This is a genomic window from Nostoc parmelioides FACHB-3921 (assembly GCF_014696625.1).
Lineage (GTDB): Bacteria > Cyanobacteriota > Cyanobacteriia > Cyanobacteriales > Nostocaceae > Trichormus > Trichormus parmelioides.
The window spans coordinates 291,868-310,186 of sequence record NZ_JACJQL010000002.1 but is presented as its reverse complement, the minus strand read 5'-3'; the positions used below and the strand labels follow the sequence as shown (position 1 = coordinate 310,186).

Genomic DNA, 18,319 nt, shown 5'->3' with positions numbered 1-18,319 from the left:
CCAAACTAATTTAACTCAACTGTGCCACCAATTGATTTTCTAGCAAAGTATCATTAGTCAATAAATCTTCAACGGTGATGCGTAAAAAGCGCTGTTCATCAACTTGAAATAGTATTTTAATACGATCGCTCCCCGGAAATCCTGGTGGTGTGAGTTGGGCTATAGTTCTTGCACCTTCTTTATCGTTGAGGGGTTTAACACTGGTGACACCGGTATCTAGGCGGCGGGTAATTAAGCGATCGCCATCAAAATATACTTCTGTTCCCCCCGTCTCTGTACCTAACTCACCCAAGATTAATTCAATACTTGGTTGATTCTCCAAAGAAGCGCCTAAAACCAATTCTACTGGCTGAGTCATGGGGTAGCCTTGCCCAGCCTTAATAATTGAATGCCAACTGTGGCGTTGATTGCGACGATCCCAATAGCGCACACCGTAGCTATGATAGAGAAAATCTTTGATTTCTACGCCTTGAGATAGTTGCAATGCACCTTGAGCGATCGCCTCAAATGGTTTTTCGCAACGGATTTTATCTGGCTGAAAATATTGTTTTACCCATGTCTGCACTGCGGGTAGTTGCACTGTACCGCCAACTAATAATACTGCGTTAATATCTGCTAGTTCTATTCCTTGGCGGCGTGCTTGCTGTAATAAATTAGTCATCGCATCATCTAGCTGCTCAAAAAAACTGTGTTCTTTGAGGATGCTTTCTAGAGTATCCCGATTTAATTCCAATTCGTAACTTTCAAACTTTTCATCATCAAAATAAACTTCGCTGGCTTGGTTTTGGGTTGATAGTTGAATTTTTATCCTTTCTGCTAGTCGCGTTGTTAAAGGACTTACCGCCAATCCTTGAGTTTTAGCAAAGTAATCTACTAACCAATTATCAATATCTGTACCCCCTAAATTCTGCCCGGCTTTCGCCAATACACGGGCAGTTTTGGTTTTTTGTTTAGATTCTTCTGCTAGGGATTTATTACCCCATTTGAGTAAGAATCCTACAGGTTTAGTATTTGTTTGGGCGCTTTTATTTAACTGGACGAGGGATAAATCTAATGTACCGCCACCAAAGTCAACTACTAAGAGAATTTCTTGGTCTGCTAAACCATAACCCAAGGCGGCGGCTGTGGGTTCATCTAACATCCGCACTTGTTCCACAGGTAGGGCTTGGCAGACTTGACCTAACCAATAACGATAAGCTTCAAAGCTATCTACAGGTACTGTTAATACTAGGGAATCTAAACCGCCTTCTAGGGGTGCTAGTTGTTGAATAACTTCGGTGAGGAACCATTGTCCGACTTGTTCAAAGGTGACAATTTGCCCGTCTAGTTCTGGTAAAAAGCCTTGGATATCTGCCCCAATTCCTCTTTTGAAGCTGCGAAAGAATCGGGTATCACCTTTGAGGTCAAGACCGCGATCGCGTACTTGTTGCCCTACTAAGATTTTACTTTGGTTGGCATCTTCTACATAAACCAAGCTGGGAATGAGTGGGGGATTGAGGCTTTGCTGGATGGATAAGCCAGGTAAGGTGATGGTTTCTGGTTGTTGGGTGACAGGGTTCCAACGAGCAATTACGGTGTTACTTGTACCAAAGTCAATCGCGATCGCCATATTCTTTTATTATGTTCGCGCAAAGGCGCAAAATCACAAAGTGCTTTTATATCAAAGAACTATTCTCCCATAAGCCACCATGAGCGCAAGTGGGCGATCGCTACTTCTTTGTGTTTGGCTTCGACTTCTATCCACGGGACTTGTCTATAGATGTTGGGCATATTGGTGATGAGGTTGCTGTGTTTGCGATCGTTGAAAGCTTGTTCGCCGTTGGAAATATGGACTAGTTGCCATTCTGGGTTTGTCCAGGTTTCTCTGGCGGCGGACAACATGGCGGCGACGCTGGGATGGTCGTAGCTATCTAGGTTTTCGTGGCAAATATGATGATGGGCATCGAAGACCATTGGTATTTGTGCTTTTTGGCACACGTTGAAGATTTCTTCGGCGCTGTAAGCGTATTCGTCGTTTTCTAATGTCAAACGGTTTTTGATGTTTTCTGGCAGGTTGGAGATGACTTTGATTAGTTGTTCACTACGTTGAGATTTACCGCCGTGAATGTTCATTAATGACCAAGGAGAACGAGGTAAGCCTAGTAAGTCGAAAGTACGGGCGTGTCGTTCTAAGATTTTGATACTAGTTTGGACGATTTCGGGAGAGTCGGAACTGAGGACTACATATTGATCTGGGTGTAGTACCATTCTGATATTGAGAGCTTGCGATCGCTCACCAATCTGACCTAAATCAGCATTGATTTCCTCTAATATATTTGCCCCGATTTGATCTTCCATATCGCTGAGGGGAAATAAAGCTGAGGAAATGCGATACAGGCGAAGATTATTTTCCTGACAAAATGTTAGGGCATCATGTAAGCGCTGCAAGTTATGCAGATATATTTCTCTTAAGCTGCTTTCACGTTGAGCGAGAGAAAGTTGTAAATAACGAGTGCGCGTCATCGTCCGAAAGCGCACTTTTTTATCAAATGTAATGCAAACCAGTCCTAACTCTGGTTGAGCGTTTTTTCCTAGCTGCGCCGTTTGAGGCAGATTGTTTAACTGGGTTGCAGTCATTGAATTATCTATTGTTACCACTGTTTTATTACACTTATTTTTCTCAACGGGCGGATAGTATCTAAAGCCTCAGCTTGGAGAAGCTATGAGATATAAATTTTGTACTCCCACAGTAAAAACATCTAGCTGTGGATAGAAAGCGTTTACATACAAATCAGTTTTTAACTAGTCAAATATATTTTTTTGATAAACCAATAACATCCATAAGTTGTGAAGCTTCAGTCCAACAGGCAATTCAAAACAACAGAACTAAAGGCTGAATGTCAAGATAATCAGATGTACGTTTTAGTAGTGCTGTCAAGTTTGTGAAATATTTATTAATATAAGTGTATCACCTAAAAGAACCTGTACACAGCAGCATTTTTGTCAACAGTCACAAACTGTACTCACAATAGGGGAATATGAAAGACCAGCAACAGTCCGACTCTAAAGAATTTGTAGGTAACCTCAAGAATGGAATCTGGCTGTTTGGCCTTTCCTCTTGGGTATTTGGCATTACTGACCGCAGTATTGCTTCCTTTGCTGATGGCTATCTATCTGCATTAGATTTAACGCAACTTTTTACGGCTGCTACATTCTTCGTCGCCTGGCTATTTTTGAAGCCAACTTCTAAGGTTTAATCAGCTTGGAGTGCTTCACAGGTAGAACTGGTATGAAAAAATTCACTTATAAAAAAGGTAACTCTGAGTTTTCAGAGTTACCTTTTTTTGGCTTTGAATCAACAACAGAAATTAGGCAAACGCGGCTGTTTTTACATCGTTATTTGCCAAAATTTCTTGTAACTCATCGGCATCTACTGTTTCTTTATCAACCAGCATTTGCGCGATTTGGTCGAGGATGTGACGGTTATTTACCAACACATCTTTAGCACGGGTGTATGCTGTTTCTACTAGTTTGTGAACTTCTTCATCAATAGCAGCAGCAGTCTCTTCCGAGAAGTCACGCTCAGACATGATGTCACGACCGAGGAACATATTGCCTTGCTGACGACCGAGGGCGACAGGGCCGAGTTTATCGCTCATGCCAAATCGGGTAATCATCTGACGGGCAACACGGGCTACTTGTTGTAAGTCGTTGGAAGCACCTGTGGTAACTTCTTCGTCACCAAAGATGATTTCTTCAGCAATCCGACCGCCCAAAGCTACAGCCATCTGGTTTTCCAGATAAGCACGGCTGTATAAACCTGTATCCATGCGGTCTTCGCTGGGGGTGAACCAAGTCAAACCACCGGCACGTCCACGAGGAATAATGCTGATTTTTTGTACTGGGTCATAGTCGGGCATCAATGCACCAACTAAAGCGTGACCAGCTTCGTGATAAGCTACCAAAACTTTGCGTTTTTCGCTCATGACGCGGTCTTTCTTCTCTGGCCCAGCCAACACGCGGTCAATTGCGTCGTTGATTTCGTCCATCGAAATTTCGGTCAGGTTGCGCCGTGCTGCTAAAATTGCGGCTTCGTTTAGCAGGTTGGATAAATCTGCACCGGTAAATCCGGGGGTACGACGAGCGATTTTATCCAAGTCCACATCCTTAGCCAAGGTTTTACCACGGGCGTGAACTTTGAGAATTTCGCTACGTCCGCCGTAGTCGGGACGGTCAACAACGACTTGACGGTCAAAGCGACCAGGACGCAACAAGGCGGCATCGAGTACGTCGGGACGGTTGGTAGCAGCGATAATAATGATGCCAGTGTTACCTTCAAAACCATCCATTTCGGTGAGTAACTGGTTGAGGGTTTGTTCCCGTTCATCGTTACCACCGCCTAAACCAGCACCCCGTTGACGACCAACAGCGTCGATTTCATCGATGAAGACGATACAAGGAGCGTTGGACTTAGCTTGTTCAAATAAATCGCGGACGCGGGACGCACCCACACCAACGAACATTTCCACAAACTCAGAACCAGAGATGGAGAAGAAAGGTACGCCTGCTTCCCCGGCTACTGCACGAGCTAGGAGGGTTTTACCTGTACCTGGAGGCCCTACTAACAAAACACCTTTAGGAATTTTCGCACCGACAGCAGTGAAGCGATCGGCATTTTTAAGAAAGTCTACGACTTCGTTTAGTTCTAATTTTGCTTGGTCAATCCCCGCAACATCACCAAAGGTAACTTGGGTTTGTGGCTCCATCTGCACTCTGGCTTTGGATTTGCCAAAATTCATGGCTTGGCTACCAGGGCCACTTTGAGCGCGACGGAGTAAGAAGAATAAGCCCACCAGAAGCAATACAGGGAAAAATAAGCTGCTTAAAGCCTTAAACCAAAATCCTTCATCGGTTTGTGGCAAAACAGTAATATCAACGCCTCTTGCAGTCAGAGTATTAATTAATTCTGGATCGTTGACTAAAGTAACAAGTTTTTTACTAGGGTCATATTTGGGTGTAACTAGTGCCGTGGAACGGTCTGCACTCAAACTAACTCTTTCTACTCTGCCTTTTTCAACTTCTTGAATAAACTGGCTATAGCGCCATGATTCCCGACTTTGGGGTTGTTTTTCAAAAAAAGCTGTGCCAAGCGCAATTACAACAATAAATAGCAGCGCGTACAGCCCCGCATTTCTCCATCTTTTATTCACCGAGGTTTATCCTCCCGTATTTTTGTGCGTAGGGCATTATTAGAATTATGTTAACTTATCTTAACGTATACCAAAATGATACATCTGTCATGCTAAGAATAGTTCCCTAAGTTTTTGCAAGCGTGGATGGTAGGGATCATATTGTAACGATTCTGTGGGCTGGTAAACGGTATGTATGGGAATAACTTCCACCACACTATTAGTGTAGGCGATCGCTTCAAAACCGTTGACTAGCTCAGATGTCCAAGGTTCCTCCCGCACCGTTTGTTGATGAGTTTGTAGCCAGTAGATTAGCTGCTGTCGTCCAATCCCCGGTAAAATTACCTCTGTTAAAGGTGGTGTCCACCAACTCCCATTTTGCCATCCCCAAAGGTTGCCTGTGGTGGTTTCTAGCCAATTTCCGACGGTATTCACTAAAATTGCTTCTTGCGAGTCTAACTTTGCTGCACGGATTTTAGCCATCCACGCACTCAGATAGTTACCAGTTTTATGAGAAGGCAAACTACGATATAGTTCCGGTTCGGCAATGGTGCAAGATACGCCATGCTTTTGGATTTCTAATAAATTTTGGGGTAAATACCTGCCAATTATCCATTCCCTACCATCAGGAAAGATGGTGATTCTGAGAACGGGGAAGTTTGTTAAAAGTATTTCTGCACCTTGGCGGATACGATTCCAGTCTGGTTTTTCCCAAGCAAAAGATTGGATAGAGGTGTGGAGGCGATCGCAGTGTGCCTGCCAATTAGTTAAACTACTGTCTAGAGAATGTCCATAAACTCGCAGTGTTGTAAAAATAGTTGCCCCATAAAGTAACCCAGGATCATAAATATCTAACTCCAAGGTTTGGGAATTAATTAGCTTACCGTTGTACCAGAACATCTTGGGGATTGGGGATTGGGGATTGAGGAAGCAGGGGAGCAGGGGAAGCAGGGGGAGCAGGGGGAGCAGGGGAAGCAGGGGAAGCAGGGGAGCAGGGGAAGCAAAGAAGAATTACTATTGACTATTGACTATTGACTATTGACTATTGACTATTGACAACTGTACAGACGCGATTAATCGCGTCTCTGACTAATCTTTTGGTGGAAACATAATACTACCGACCCCTTCAGGACTAATAATAAACTTTCCTCCCAATTTTTCGATTTCACTAATCGCTCTTTTACGCGTTATATCATCTACTTGATTATTTAATATCATTGCCCAAGTAGAAATTTGTGCATATTTACTATTAGGATTTTGTTTCAGAAAATTAGCTGTTCTCAAAGATGTAAGGGCTACATATTTGCTGTCTTCATCTGTATAGTTACTAGCCCAACTTGCGGCGGTAGCAAAAGACTGTTGAGCAGCTTTAGCGTTTCCTAGAAAAAGTAACTCATCAATTCCTTTAAAGCGCCATACATGATATGACTTTTCAGGAAGCTGAGGTTTTAAGGACTTTAAGCCTTTTTCCATCAATGCAATAGAGCGTTCTGGCATAGCCGCATAAAGAGAAATACTAGTGGAAAGGCTAATATAAACGTCTAAAAATCTTGGGTCACGTTCTATAATTACTTCAAAATATTCTGGACTGAGGCTGTAACCTGTTTTAGCCCTGATTTCTTCATCACCAAAGTATTGTAAAAAATTTAAATATACCCAATTAGCCAATAAGTTATCGTAGCCAAAGCTGGGTGTTTTTTTGAGTAAATTGAGTCTCAGTTTCTCTGCTTGAATATCTGTTTCCAGCGTTGCTAGAGAGATGTCTTGTTGATTTTTCAAGAACTTTTGTAATCGAGGAGATTGTATCCAGCTAATGGTTAAAGCACATAAGCAGACTACACAAGGAGCAAGAAGAGATTGACGATATAGTATCATGATAGTTCTAGTTTTCTTTTCTATAAAGTAGTCTGCCCGTAAAAATATTTAACTTTATATCAGTTTGATAAAAGAATATAAGTAAGATTTTGTTAGGGACGGTCGTCAGCCTATATATAGCTGTTGACGGTTGACGGTTGACGGTTGACAGACTTGAAAGTCTTGTGTTGTCAGCGTTTGATATTAGCTTGATGTCCTAATCTATCTGGCTACGGCTATACTTATCCGGATGTTACAAAAATTAGGGAAAATTAGTATTATTTTTAGCTGGCTGTAGGCGTAATTTAGCAGGTGCTAATGCTTTCCTACGCTAACGGCACTCATCACGAGCTTGATCCCAAGATACCAATCCAAGATAGGATGGACGTTGATTTACGTATTCTTTTACATAATGCTTATGAAGCGCTATTGGTCACGTCTGCTTGCCCTTGTCCTAGTTGTAGCTATTGGTCTAGTAGGCTGTGGTAGTCCAGATAGTTTAACAGGTGATTATCGCCAAGATACTTTGGCTGTTGTCAACACGTTGAGACAAGCTCTAGAGATAACAGAAGATTCACCAGACAAAGCTGCACTCCAAGCAGAGGCTCGGCAAAAAATAAATGATTTTTCTGCTCGCTATCAAAGGGTTAACTCTGTTTCTGGTCTGAATTCCTTTACAACTATGCGAACAGCTCTCAACTCCCTAGCTGGACACTACAGTTCTTATCCGAATCGGCCTGTACCCCAAAAGCTCAAGAGTCGTTTAGAGCAGGAGTTCAAGCAGGTAGAATCAGCACTAAAACGGGGTGCTTAACTATCCACTATCTTAGTTTGCACAGTCAAGAGTCAAAACTAGCGGCTCTTGACTAGAACAATTAAAAATTCCAAATTTCTAAAATATTGACGATATTTATTGCTGATTAAGCCAACAAATATCCCGTAAGTAGGATGTTATTGGTTCCATAGTTTTAATAATTTTACAGAATACAACATTTGATTACATAAACATAGGTTTTAGTATTCAAGCGGCGAAATTTTTTTTTGGCGCATAAAATTTGATACATATTCATCCTATTTACGTAAATTGGGATGAAGTTTGATTTGTCCTTTTGATGTCCAATATGTCTAACCGTCCCTTGAGTCATGCGAAACTAAGATTACTTTGCCGACAGCTAGTAACAGCAATTTTCAGTAGTAGCCTTTTGCTTCCCTATTTGGGGATAGAACCAGTCCAGGCGCAGGTAACAGAATTTTGCCAGATATCACCAACAGCAACACAAACAAAAGAAAAGCTCCGTTTATCGGCGCTCAAAGGCAATCAAGATGCCCGAAAACGCTATCAGGGACTAATCAAACAACAGGCTCAGGAATTACAAAAATGTCGTAGTCGCACATGGCCGAACATCCAAGCTATGTGGTTACGTTTATATCCTTGCGATATGAAACCAGGGGCTATAGACCAAATCATGGATCGGATGGTTAATCGTGGCTATAACGAAGTTTATCTAGAGGTATTCTACGATGGACGAGTATTGTTACCTGCATCTGCTAACCCGACAGTTTGGCCGTCTGTGATTCGCACAAAAGGCGCAGAAAAAGTTGATTTACTAGCTACAGCAATTCAAAAAGGGCGACAACGGGGTTTAAAAGTCTACGGTTGGTTGTATACGAATAATTTTGGTTATAATTATGCACTGCGGCGAGATAGGGAAGGTGCGATCGCTCGCAATGGTAAAGGTCAAACTAGTTTATACGTCGTCGATAATGGGTCTCAAGTCTTCATCGACCCATACAACGAACAAGCCAAACGCGACTACTATCGCATGGTGCAAGAAATAGTCCGCCGTCGTCCAGATGGTTTGTTATTTGACTATGTGCGTTACCCACGACAAGCAGGTAGTAATTCTATCGCCACTAAAGTTGCAGATTTGTGGTTGTATACGGAGGCCACCCAAGCAGCTTTATTTCGTCGCGCCCAGAATAAGAAGGGGTTGGAGTTAATCCGCCGCTTTTTGAGCCAAGGTTATGTCACCCCAGCAGATATCAACGATGTTGATCAACTTTATCCTCAAGAGGGTGAACCTATGTGGCAAGGTCGCATTGTACCACCACAGCAGAAGTCATTAATGACACCCACAGCTAGACAACCAATTTTACAAATGGATTTGTGGCTATTGGCGATCGCTCATTCCATGCAGGGTATTATAGATTTTGTCTCTTTAGCTACCCACCCAGCCAAACAAATCAATATTCCTACTGGTGTGGTTTTCTTTCCTGATGGCAATCAAACAGTAGGACAAGGTTACGATTCTCGCTTGCAACCTTGGGATAAATTCCCTAATTTCTTACAATGGCATCCCATGTCTTATGCTACCTGCGGCAATGTCAATTGTATTGTGGAGCAAGTACAGCGAGTCTTAAGCATGGCTCAACCAGGGACAAAAATTATTCCGGCGTTAGCGGGGAACTGGGGAGAATCAGTCAGTAATCGTCCTCCCCTAGAAGTACAAATGCAGGCGCTACGACCATTTGCATCTAAACTCAAGGGTGTGAGCCATTTTGCTTATTCTTGGCAGTATCCAGAACATGATAGCGATCGCAAATCTTGCCGTTAGTCTAAAATAGATGAGAGCAAAACTCTAAACCTGTACTAATGAGTTCACATCCATTGTTGAAAATCGATATTTCTCAACTCAGTGTTGCAGAACGTATTCAACTAGCAGAAGACTTATGGGACAGTATCTCTGGACAAGCAGAGGAAGTACCTGTGAGTGAAGTACAACAACAAGAATTAGATCGGCGATTAGCAAGTTATCAGCAAAACCCAGCAAATGGTTCTAGCTGGGAAGAGGTGAAAAAACGGCTAGGCTTCCCCAGATGAACTATAACTTGATTATCCAACCAGAAGCAGAATACGATATTCAAGATGCTTTTGAATGGTACGAATCACAAGATCCTGGTTTAGGTTCAGAGTTTGTTCGTGCAGTTGATGCTTGTATATCTGGGATTGGACGCAACCCCCTTGCTTACCAAGTAATTCATGAACAAGTAAGAAGAGCATTAATCCGTCGATTCCCATACACAATTTTCTACTTTTTTGAACAAGACACCGTTTTTGTAATTGCTTGCTTTCATGCAAGACGGGAGCCAAAACAGTGGATAGATAGAATTTAGTCAAGGTTATATTTTAGGTAGCAATTCAGATGGAATTTTGAATTTTCACCCTTGCCAATCACCTAATTGGGTAACTAAAAAATAGCGCACATGATCAACAAACGAAACTCCTGATTGTCTGGTTCCGTGTCCCATACCAGGGACAACATAACAATCACCATCGGGAAATTTTTGCGCGCAAGCACGAGCATCTTTTATTTTGACGATGGAATCGTTAGCACCTACTAGAAAGCGGACTCGACGGTGTGACTCGACTTGTTGAATATAGTTCATGGGGTTGCAATCCCAAGCATATTCGTCTTGGTATTTAAGATTTTTGGTTAATCGTAAAAGCTGTAATAAAGGGGCTAAATCTGGCTGTAGTCTTTGCAATAGTGATTCTGCTAATCCACCCAAGGGAGAGGCTGCTATGTCTGGTAAAAATGGACGACCCCAACTTTTAGCGAAGGATGGGAGGTCAGCATGACCAATAGTTCCGAGTAATCTATCACCTAAACTATTAGCGGTGAAAGTGTATGCAGACAGCAATACACCCATGCTCACCCCAAATAATGCCAGTCGTGAGTCAGTGAGTCCGTAGCGATCGCCACAAAATTCTCTGATTTTGCCAATATCACGGGCGGTGGTGCGAAAGATAGACAAAAATAGCGACGTATCAAAGGGAATACCCCTGTCTATTAATGGCTTAATTTCGTTCTGTACTAAGGTTGTCGAGGTGCGTACTAAACTACGTTCCCCCGATAATGGTGGATCAAATAAAGCTACAGCAATCCCCATTTCTGTGAGTGTAGGGACGATAAAAGCATTCCAACCATAGGGCGCACACATCCCTTGTAAACCAATAACTAGCGGTGTTTCCTGTCGTGGTCGATGATGGGGAAGAAACACAGCCACAGGGAAGCCACTCAAGCGCTCATCAATATCAGCTACTCCAGTATAAGGAAAAGGTTCATCGAACCAATAGCGATCGCCATTCACACCATTAAAATTAATCGTATCCGGGCTATAAATAGTCATAAGTAAATAACAGTAGTAATAACTAAAACTACTTAACTCAGGAAATACCAAAATATAAATTATCCAAAATTGATGGTTTGGTAGGGTGCGTCAGTATGAATAATTTCTAAGTATAGTTAGGTTCTATCACACTGACGCACCCTACACTCCTACAACCAATTACCAATTACCCATCACTTCGTTTCCATCCAGTTTTCCCCTGCACGTACATCAACCACTAACGGCACACTTAACTTAACTGCATTTTCCATCACTGATTTAATTTGTGGTTGTAATTCTGCCCATTCTTGGGGAGGAACTTCAAAAACTAATTCATCGTGGACTTGTAAAAGTAACCGCGCTTGATATTTCTTGAGAACTTCATGAATCTGCACCATTGCAATTTTGATAATATCGGCACTAGAACCTTGAATAGGAGCATTAGCAGCAGACCGCAATAACCCAGCATCGTAAGGGCCGAGATTTTTTAATTTGCTTAAATCAATATCTTCAGGGTTACTACCTTTTAAGTTACGCAAACTGTTGTTAGTAAAGTCAAAATACCGCCGCCGACCAAGTATCGTCTCCACATAACCAAGAGATATCGCTTGTTTTTTTACTCCTTCCAAATAAGCAAATATTTTGGCGTAGCGTTCGTTAAATCTTTTAATAAATTCGTTCGCCACATTTTTATCTATTCCCGTTGAACGAGAAAATTTTAAAGAACCCATACCGTAAATCACACCAAAATTAATAGTTTTGGCGATTCTGCGCTCATCTGAGTTGATATCCTCTTTTTCAAAAACTAATTTAGCCGTGACTGTATGAATATCTTCATTCTGCTGATAAGCCTGCACCAACAATGGTTCTTGACTCAAATGAGCCAAAATTCTTAACTCAATTTGTGAGTAATCAGCCGCCGCCATTAACCAACCTGATTCTGGTAAAAATGCCTTGCGAATTTGCCGACTAAAAGCCGTGCGAATGGGAATATTTTGTAAATTAGGATTAGATGAAGATAGCCTACCAGTTGATGTTGCTGTTTGATTAAAATCTGTATGCACTCGTTGAGTGTCTGGACGTACCAATGCTGGCAAGGCATCTACATAAGTAGACTTTAATTTCGATAAAGTACGATACTCAGTAATGGCATTAACAAAACCAGTTTCATCAACTTCTTGGAGTTTTTCTAAAGTTGCTGCATCTGTAGAGTAACCAGTCTGAATCTTCCGTGAATATTTAGTACTTAATCCCAATTTTTCAAACAATATATAACTCAATTGTTTGGGAGAACCTAAATTAAATTTTTCCCCAGCTAGTTGGGTTGCTTGTTCCTGTAATTTAGCTAAATCTATTTCTAATTGTTGGGATAATTCATGTAGATAAGCTGAATCAATCCGGACACCAGTATATTCTACTGTTGCTAAAACTGATTCTAGCGGCTGTTCTACTTCCCTAAGTAATTTATCCAAATTTGGAATTTTCGCTAGTTCTTCCCGCAATTTACCTACAAGTTGGAATGTGGCATAAACTTGTAAACAACAATAATTAGCGACAGCAGAGATATTTATATCCGCGATAGTTTTACCTTTAGGAACTAAATCTACATAATTTTGAATTGTTAACCCCAAATAACGCTGAGTTAGGTCAGTTAAATTATGGCTAGTATCTGGATTTAAAACATAACTAGCCAACATCGGATCAAATACAACGCCAGTTAAATTAATTCCTTGAACTAGAAAAACTAAACGGTCAAATTTAGCATTTTGAAAAGTTTTTGGATAATCAGCACTTTCTAAAATCGGACGCAGCGCCGTAAGGACAATATCTTGACTTAAATTTTCCCCTTTTGTGTGAGCCAGGGGAATATAAGCACTAGCATCGGCTTCAGTTCCCCAGCAGCAACCAATCCCTACCAAAACCGCATCCCGTGGTTCTAAGCCGCTAGTTTCCGTGTCCCAAGCAACGGGAGTTTCTGGGTTGGTGAATTGTTGTAATATCTGCACCAATTCTATGAGTTTGGCTTCAGTATTAATAATCCGTGGTTGAATAGGTGAAACTGGTTGATTTTGTTGAACTGCTTGTGTTTCTTCAGCAGTGTAAAAAGCGATATCATCATCTTCAAAGTTATTAGTTTCTATCGCAGATGTTTCAGTTTTTGTTACTTCTACAACTGTGCCACCAAAACGTCGCTGTAGGTCGTTGATTTGGGATAAGAAACGAGTAAATTCTAGTTTTTCTAAAATAGGAATAAGAAGGTTTTCATCAAATCCTACTAATTTACAATCTTCTAAATTAACTTCTAAAGGTACATCTACAACTATCTTTGCCAAGAATTGCGACTTAGCCGCATCTTCTTTACCTTCTGCTAGTTTCTTCTGAGTCGCGCCTTTAATTTCATTTAATGCTTTGTAAACCCCATCAAGGGAACCATAGGTACTCAGTAACTGAACTGCGGTTTTTTCCCCGATACCTCTCACACCGGGAATATTATCTGATTTATCACCACAGAGGGCTTTAAAATCAACAACCTGAGTGGGTAAGACACCCAATCTTTCTTTAACTTGTTCCGTGCTAACTTCCGTAATGCTGTTGGTAGAACGTTTGAGTGCATCGGGACTGAAGTTTAAGACAGTGATTTCTTTTTCGGGATCTACTAATTGAAACAAATCACGATCGCCTGTCAAAATTTTCACCTTATACCCCTCGGCGGTGGCTTTTTGCGCCAAGGTTCCTAAAACATCATCAGCCTCATAGCCAGGGGCTGTATAAATTGGTAGGTTAAAGCCTTCTAGTAATTCGTGGAGATTTTTTAAATCAGGGACAAAATCCTCCGGTGTTCCGGGGCGATCGGCTTTATAGGTATCGTCGGCTTCGTGGCGGAAAGTTGGTAAACCCAAATCAAAAGCGATCGCCATTGCTTGCGGTTGTTGTGTAGCCATGACTTCCAGTAAAGATTTCAGAAAGCCAAAGCAAACACTGGTAGGAATACCTGTCTTAGTACGCAGCCCACCATCCCGTCCTTTAGCAAAGGCAAAGTATGAACGGAAAGCCAGGGAGTGTCCATCTACAAGGATGAACGTGGGGCGTGTAGTAGTTGTAGTTACAGAAGGAGAGTTTTCAGACATAGACCTATTTTAGCCAAAAGCTTTACGCAAAAAGCAATACAAAAACTTGGATTAATGTTTATCAAAGCTTTTCAACCCAAGATATACCGCTTCTCGTTTGTATGCGATGCACTCTAACCTCTCTCCTCGCGTTGGCGTGTACACACAAGCACTATTTGTAATATTTTCAGGCGTTATAGACCCCTGAAATTTCAGTAAATCAGACTAATTTAAGTAAAAGCACAGAGGTTGAGGATGGTTATAAAGCATAAATTATTGAAAGTAATAACACTTGCAAGCGAATACAACAATGTAACTTAGTTATTTAAACATACTGAGTCAAATCTCCTATATGTGCATTTTAGTGTTTCTTTAACTACCGTAATTTATACATTTTTTAAATACTTAACAGAATCTCCCCTGACTAACAAAGTTATCTTTAACAAGGTTAGATCAGGGTGGATTACTTGCGTATTTATACATAATTAAGGTCGGGTAAACAAGATTAAAGTTACAAGCATATTGAGATTGATAACTGTATTAGCTTAATTTTTCTCATTACCAAGCAAAGCATCTAACCCCAAAAGTTATGAACCTAAAATTAGATACTCAAACTAGCTCAACTCCAGCAGCAATCACCTCAAGCATTGTCTTTATCGATACAGCAGTTACAGACTACGAAACTTTAATTGCTGGCGTTAAACCAGGTAATCAAGTCTTCATTCTTGACCCCAACACCGATGGGGTAGAACAAATTACACAAGCCTTGCAAGGTTGGGAATATAACTCAGTTCACATTGTTTCTCACGGTAGCCAAGCCAGCTTACAACTAGGCTCAACTAGGCTGAATGCAGCTAACTTGGATACTTACACCACTCAGTTACAACAGTGGCGAGAAAGTTTATCCACAAATGCCGAAATTTTGCTTTACGGTTGCCAAGTGGCATCTGGGGAACAAGGGATAGAGTTTGTCAGACAACTGCACCTACTCACAGGAGCTAATATTGCGGCTTCCCAAAACCTCACAGGTAATGCAGCTTTGGGTGGAGACTGGCAGTTACAAGCCTCAATTGGTGTAACGCAGCCCCAGCTTGCATTTTCCGCCGCAGCCATGACAAGCTATGCTGGCGTTTTGAATGTTGTTAACAATACTTGGGAAAATGCAATTGCTCTAACTCTAGATGTTCCCGTTGATGGTACTACTGTTGGAGCTGCCAATGACTACCAGCTTTCTGGTGTTACTTTCACGGGCATTGGTCAAATTAGCGATGCTGCGGTTGGTAATGATGTAGTCTACTCGTTTACCGCTCCCACTGCTGGCACTTATTCATTTCAGGTGAGGGGATTTAATAGTTCTCATAACCCGGTTCTCTATGCTGTCAGCAGTTTGGATGCAACCACACCAGGAACACCCTTGAGTCTGAGCAGTGTTGTGGCTGGTGCTAATCGCGCTGCCAATGGTGAGTTGATTCATGGATTAAGTTTAACTGCTGGGCAAAGCATTTACTTGGTGGTAGACCAAACTGCTGTGACTGCGGGTATAACCTTTCAGATTGAGGCAACCCGTGCCACCTTGGAAACTGAGCCAAACAACACCCCAGCAACAGCTAACACCTACGTTTTTGGGATAGAAGGCGCTATTAATACGGTTGGAGATGTAGACTTTTTCTCATTGGGAACGCCACCTGCCGGTTCTCGTGTTTTTGCCTTTATAGACGCAGTTGGTGCAAATGAAAGCGATTTGGATTTGCGAATCACAACGGACACAGATACACTACAGTATGACGATGGCAGTGGCACAAATTTATTTAGTGGTGGTGTTGGTTCTTTTCCCGACTGGACACCAAGCATAGCCGGAAGGCCACTAACAGGTGTCCCCAGCTACATCCGCGTAAATCGCTTTGATAGTACAAATTCTGAACCCTACCGCCTGTACGCAGTAGTGCAACCGGAACTAGCCTCAGCCACTGTGGAAACAGAAGGTAACGATACTATCGTAGGGGCAAACTCCGCCGCCAATAACTATTTTTCTGGCGCTCTCTCATCTAGCACTGATGTTGATATTTATAGCTTTACCGCCAATGCGGGAGATTTAATTTTCCTCAGTGCTGACTTCGACCCCCTGCGAAACAACACCCCCATTAACGGCGCACTGGCACTATTAGATAGCAGTGGTAATAGCCTGATTGTAGTGAATGATACTAATAGTGGCTCCTCCACCACCACATCAGGTGCTGGCAATCTCGCCTCTGTAAATCCCAAATCACCGTCAGAAGGGCTGGTCTATCGAGTCAGAACAACCAGTACTTACTACGCCAGAGTTACAGGTAACGCTGCTGGCGACTACCTGCTATCTGTTAAAGTTGTCAATGCACCTGAGCTTGCCAATAGTATTAGTAACCAAACACTAACAACAGGTACAGCATTTAACTTCCAAATCCCAGGCAATACATTCAGCGACCCAGGAGACACCCTCACCTACATAGCGACCCTCAATAATGGCGATCCCCTACCCAGTTGGTTATCCTTTAATGCAGCCACAGGAACATTCACTGGCACTCCCAGGAACAGTAACGTGGGTAATATCACCATCAGAGTCACAGCTATAGATAGCACAAATCTCAACGTTAACACCACCTTCGATCTCTCAATTACCTTCTCAGAGAACATTATCAACGGTAGCGCAAGCAACAACACATTCATCGCTACCGATGCCAGAGATGTCTTCAATGGTGGTGATGGCTACGATAACATAATTACCAGTTTCGCCAACCTCCAACAAAATGACTCATTCAACGGCGGAGATGGCAGAGATGCCATTCTCATTCAAGGTGGTGCAAACTCTGACACCATCACCTTTGACCTCAGCAACCCCAACAACCAACTAGCTAGCATCCCCGGCACAACTATCACCAACATAGAAACCTTTGACCTAAGAACCTTTGCCGGCACTACCACATTTACAGGCGGTAGTGGTAACGATGCAGTCAATGGTGGCGCTGGTAATGACAACCTCAACGGTGGCGCTGGTGATGATAACCTCAACGGTGGTGCTGGTGATGATACCCTCAATGGTGGCGATGGTAATGATATCCTCACCGGTGGTAGTGGTACAAACACCCTGACTGGTGGTGCAGGCAATGACCGATATTACATAGATAACGCCAGCGATGTGATCACTGAAGATATCAATGGCGGTCAAGATGAAGTGTTTGCCACAGTCAGCTACACCTTGGCTGTTAACGTCGAGGCTCTCACTCTCAGAGGTACTGCTGTAAACGGTACAGGCAATGCGAGTAATAACAACATCCGTGGCAATAATGAGGACAATTTACTCGAAGGGTTAGATGGCAATGACAATCTGACGGGTAATGCTGGCAATGATGGGTTGTTTGGTGATAACGGCAATGATACCCTCAATGGCGGTGCTGGCAATGATTTGTTGGTTGGTGGCGCTGGTAGCGATCGCTTATTTGGTGGTGCTGGTGCTGATATATTTGGTTTTGGTACTGGAAACGCCTTTAGTAGTGTTGCTTTTGGCATCGATACCATCTCTGATTTTGCCGTAGGTGTGGATGCCATTGAGTTAGATAAGGCAAGTTTCACTGCCCTTACTAGTGTGGTTGGTGATGGTTTTAGTGTAGGTAGTGAGTTTGCTAGTGTCAGTAACGATACCTTAGTTGCCACTAGCAATGCGTTGATTGTTTACAGTTTGGGTAGTGGTCGCTTGTTCTATAACCAAAATGGCAGTGCTGCGGGTTTGGGTTCTGGCGCTCATTGTGCCACTCTCTCCGGCGCTCCCGCCTTGAGTGCTAGTGATTTTGTGATTTTTGAGTCTGGTAATCAACCACAGACTTAGCGAGGCTTTGAAAACCTGATTTTTTCCTTGAAAGCGAGGAAGATTTTTGCCCCTCTCCCCGACGCGGAGAGGTTTATCAAATTCACTTATAAGTCAGCATTATTGTCTTTTGTTTGCGATGAGGAGGGTTAACAGCCCTCCTTAAATATCTGCGTTAGATC

13 protein-coding genes are annotated in these 18,319 nt (G+C 42.4%); 6 read left to right on the top strand and 7 right to left on the bottom strand.

Going from position 1 to position 18,319, the window contains the following annotated elements; translation table 11 throughout:
* Window positions 1-10: 10 nt before the first annotated feature.
* A complete protein-coding gene (locus tag H6G14_RS03210; protein ID WP_190565699.1) occupies window positions 11-1,609 on the bottom strand; it encodes an Hsp70 family protein in 1,599 nt (532 codons plus the stop codon).
* 59 nt (window positions 1,610-1,668) lie between these two features.
* Window positions 1,669-2,616 (bottom strand): UV DNA damage repair endonuclease UvsE, encoded by a 948-nt coding sequence (gene uvsE / locus H6G14_RS03205; protein ID WP_190565698.1) that lies wholly within the window; start codon window positions 2,614-2,616, stop codon window positions 1,669-1,671.
* A gap of 401 nt (window positions 2,617-3,017) precedes the next feature.
* On the opposite strand from uvsE, the gene H6G14_RS03200 reads away from it, so the two are divergent.
* A complete protein-coding gene (locus H6G14_RS03200; protein ID WP_010995434.1) occupies window positions 3,018-3,236 on the top strand; it encodes a hypothetical protein in 219 nt (72 codons plus the stop codon).
* Between the two features lie 111 nt (window positions 3,237-3,347).
* Here the strand turns inward: H6G14_RS03200 and ftsH3 are convergent, their stop codons facing one another.
* The 3 genes from ftsH3 to H6G14_RS03185 form a co-directional block, all read right to left on the bottom strand.
* On the bottom strand, window positions 3,348-5,189 hold the full coding sequence (gene ftsH3, locus H6G14_RS03195; RefSeq protein WP_011317448.1) for an ATP-dependent zinc metalloprotease FtsH3: 1,842 nt from the start codon (window positions 5,187-5,189) through the stop codon (window positions 3,348-3,350).
* A gap of 87 nt (window positions 5,190-5,276) precedes the next feature.
* On the bottom strand, window positions 5,277-6,068 hold the full coding sequence (locus tag H6G14_RS03190; RefSeq protein WP_190565697.1) for an aminotransferase class IV: 792 nt from the start codon (window positions 6,066-6,068) through the stop codon (window positions 5,277-5,279).
* A gap of 189 nt (window positions 6,069-6,257) precedes the next feature.
* Window positions 6,258-7,043, bottom strand: a complete 786-nt coding sequence (locus H6G14_RS03185; protein ID WP_190565696.1) for a hypothetical protein — start codon at window positions 7,041-7,043, stop codon at window positions 6,258-6,260.
* A gap of 391 nt (window positions 7,044-7,434) precedes the next feature.
* On the opposite strand from H6G14_RS03185, the gene psb27 reads away from it, so the two are divergent.
* The 4 genes from psb27 (at window position 7,435) to H6G14_RS03165 (ending at window position 10,196) form a co-directional block, all read left to right on the top strand.
* Complete coding sequence (gene psb27, locus H6G14_RS03180) at window positions 7,435-7,836, top strand: photosystem II protein Psb27 (RefSeq protein WP_185479042.1); 402 nt, start codon at window positions 7,435-7,437, stop codon at window positions 7,834-7,836.
* A 307-nt stretch (window positions 7,837-8,143) separates the two neighbouring features.
* Complete coding sequence (locus H6G14_RS03175; protein ID WP_190565695.1) at window positions 8,144-9,637, top strand: family 10 glycosylhydrolase; 1,494 nt, start codon at window positions 8,144-8,146, stop codon at window positions 9,635-9,637.
* A 38-nt stretch (window positions 9,638-9,675) separates the two neighbouring features.
* Window positions 9,676-9,903, top strand: a complete 228-nt coding sequence (locus H6G14_RS03170) for an addiction module protein (protein WP_190565694.1) — start codon at window positions 9,676-9,678, stop codon at window positions 9,901-9,903.
* Window positions 9,900-10,196, top strand: coding sequence for a type II toxin-antitoxin system RelE/ParE family toxin (locus H6G14_RS03165; RefSeq protein WP_190565693.1), 297 nt, complete (start codon window positions 9,900-9,902; stop codon window positions 10,194-10,196). The genes H6G14_RS03170 and H6G14_RS03165 overlap by 4 nt, the downstream gene beginning before the upstream one ends.
* 45 nt (window positions 10,197-10,241) lie before the next feature.
* On the opposite strand, the gene H6G14_RS03160 is transcribed toward H6G14_RS03165, so the two are convergent.
* Together H6G14_RS03160 and polA are read right to left on the bottom strand one after the other, a co-directional pair.
* A complete protein-coding gene (locus H6G14_RS03160; RefSeq protein WP_190565692.1) occupies window positions 10,242-11,213 on the bottom strand; it encodes an alpha/beta hydrolase in 972 nt (323 codons plus the stop codon).
* A gap of 173 nt (window positions 11,214-11,386) precedes the next feature.
* On the bottom strand, window positions 11,387-14,320 hold the full coding sequence (gene polA / locus H6G14_RS03155) for a DNA polymerase I (protein ID WP_190565691.1): 2,934 nt from the start codon (window positions 14,318-14,320) through the stop codon (window positions 11,387-11,389).
* 568 nt (window positions 14,321-14,888) lie between these two features.
* Here polA and H6G14_RS03150 point away from each other — a divergent pair.
* A complete protein-coding gene (locus H6G14_RS03150; protein ID WP_190565690.1) occupies window positions 14,889-18,158 on the top strand; it encodes a DUF4347 domain-containing protein in 3,270 nt (1,089 codons plus the stop codon).
* Window positions 18,159-18,319: the final 161 nt, after the last annotated feature.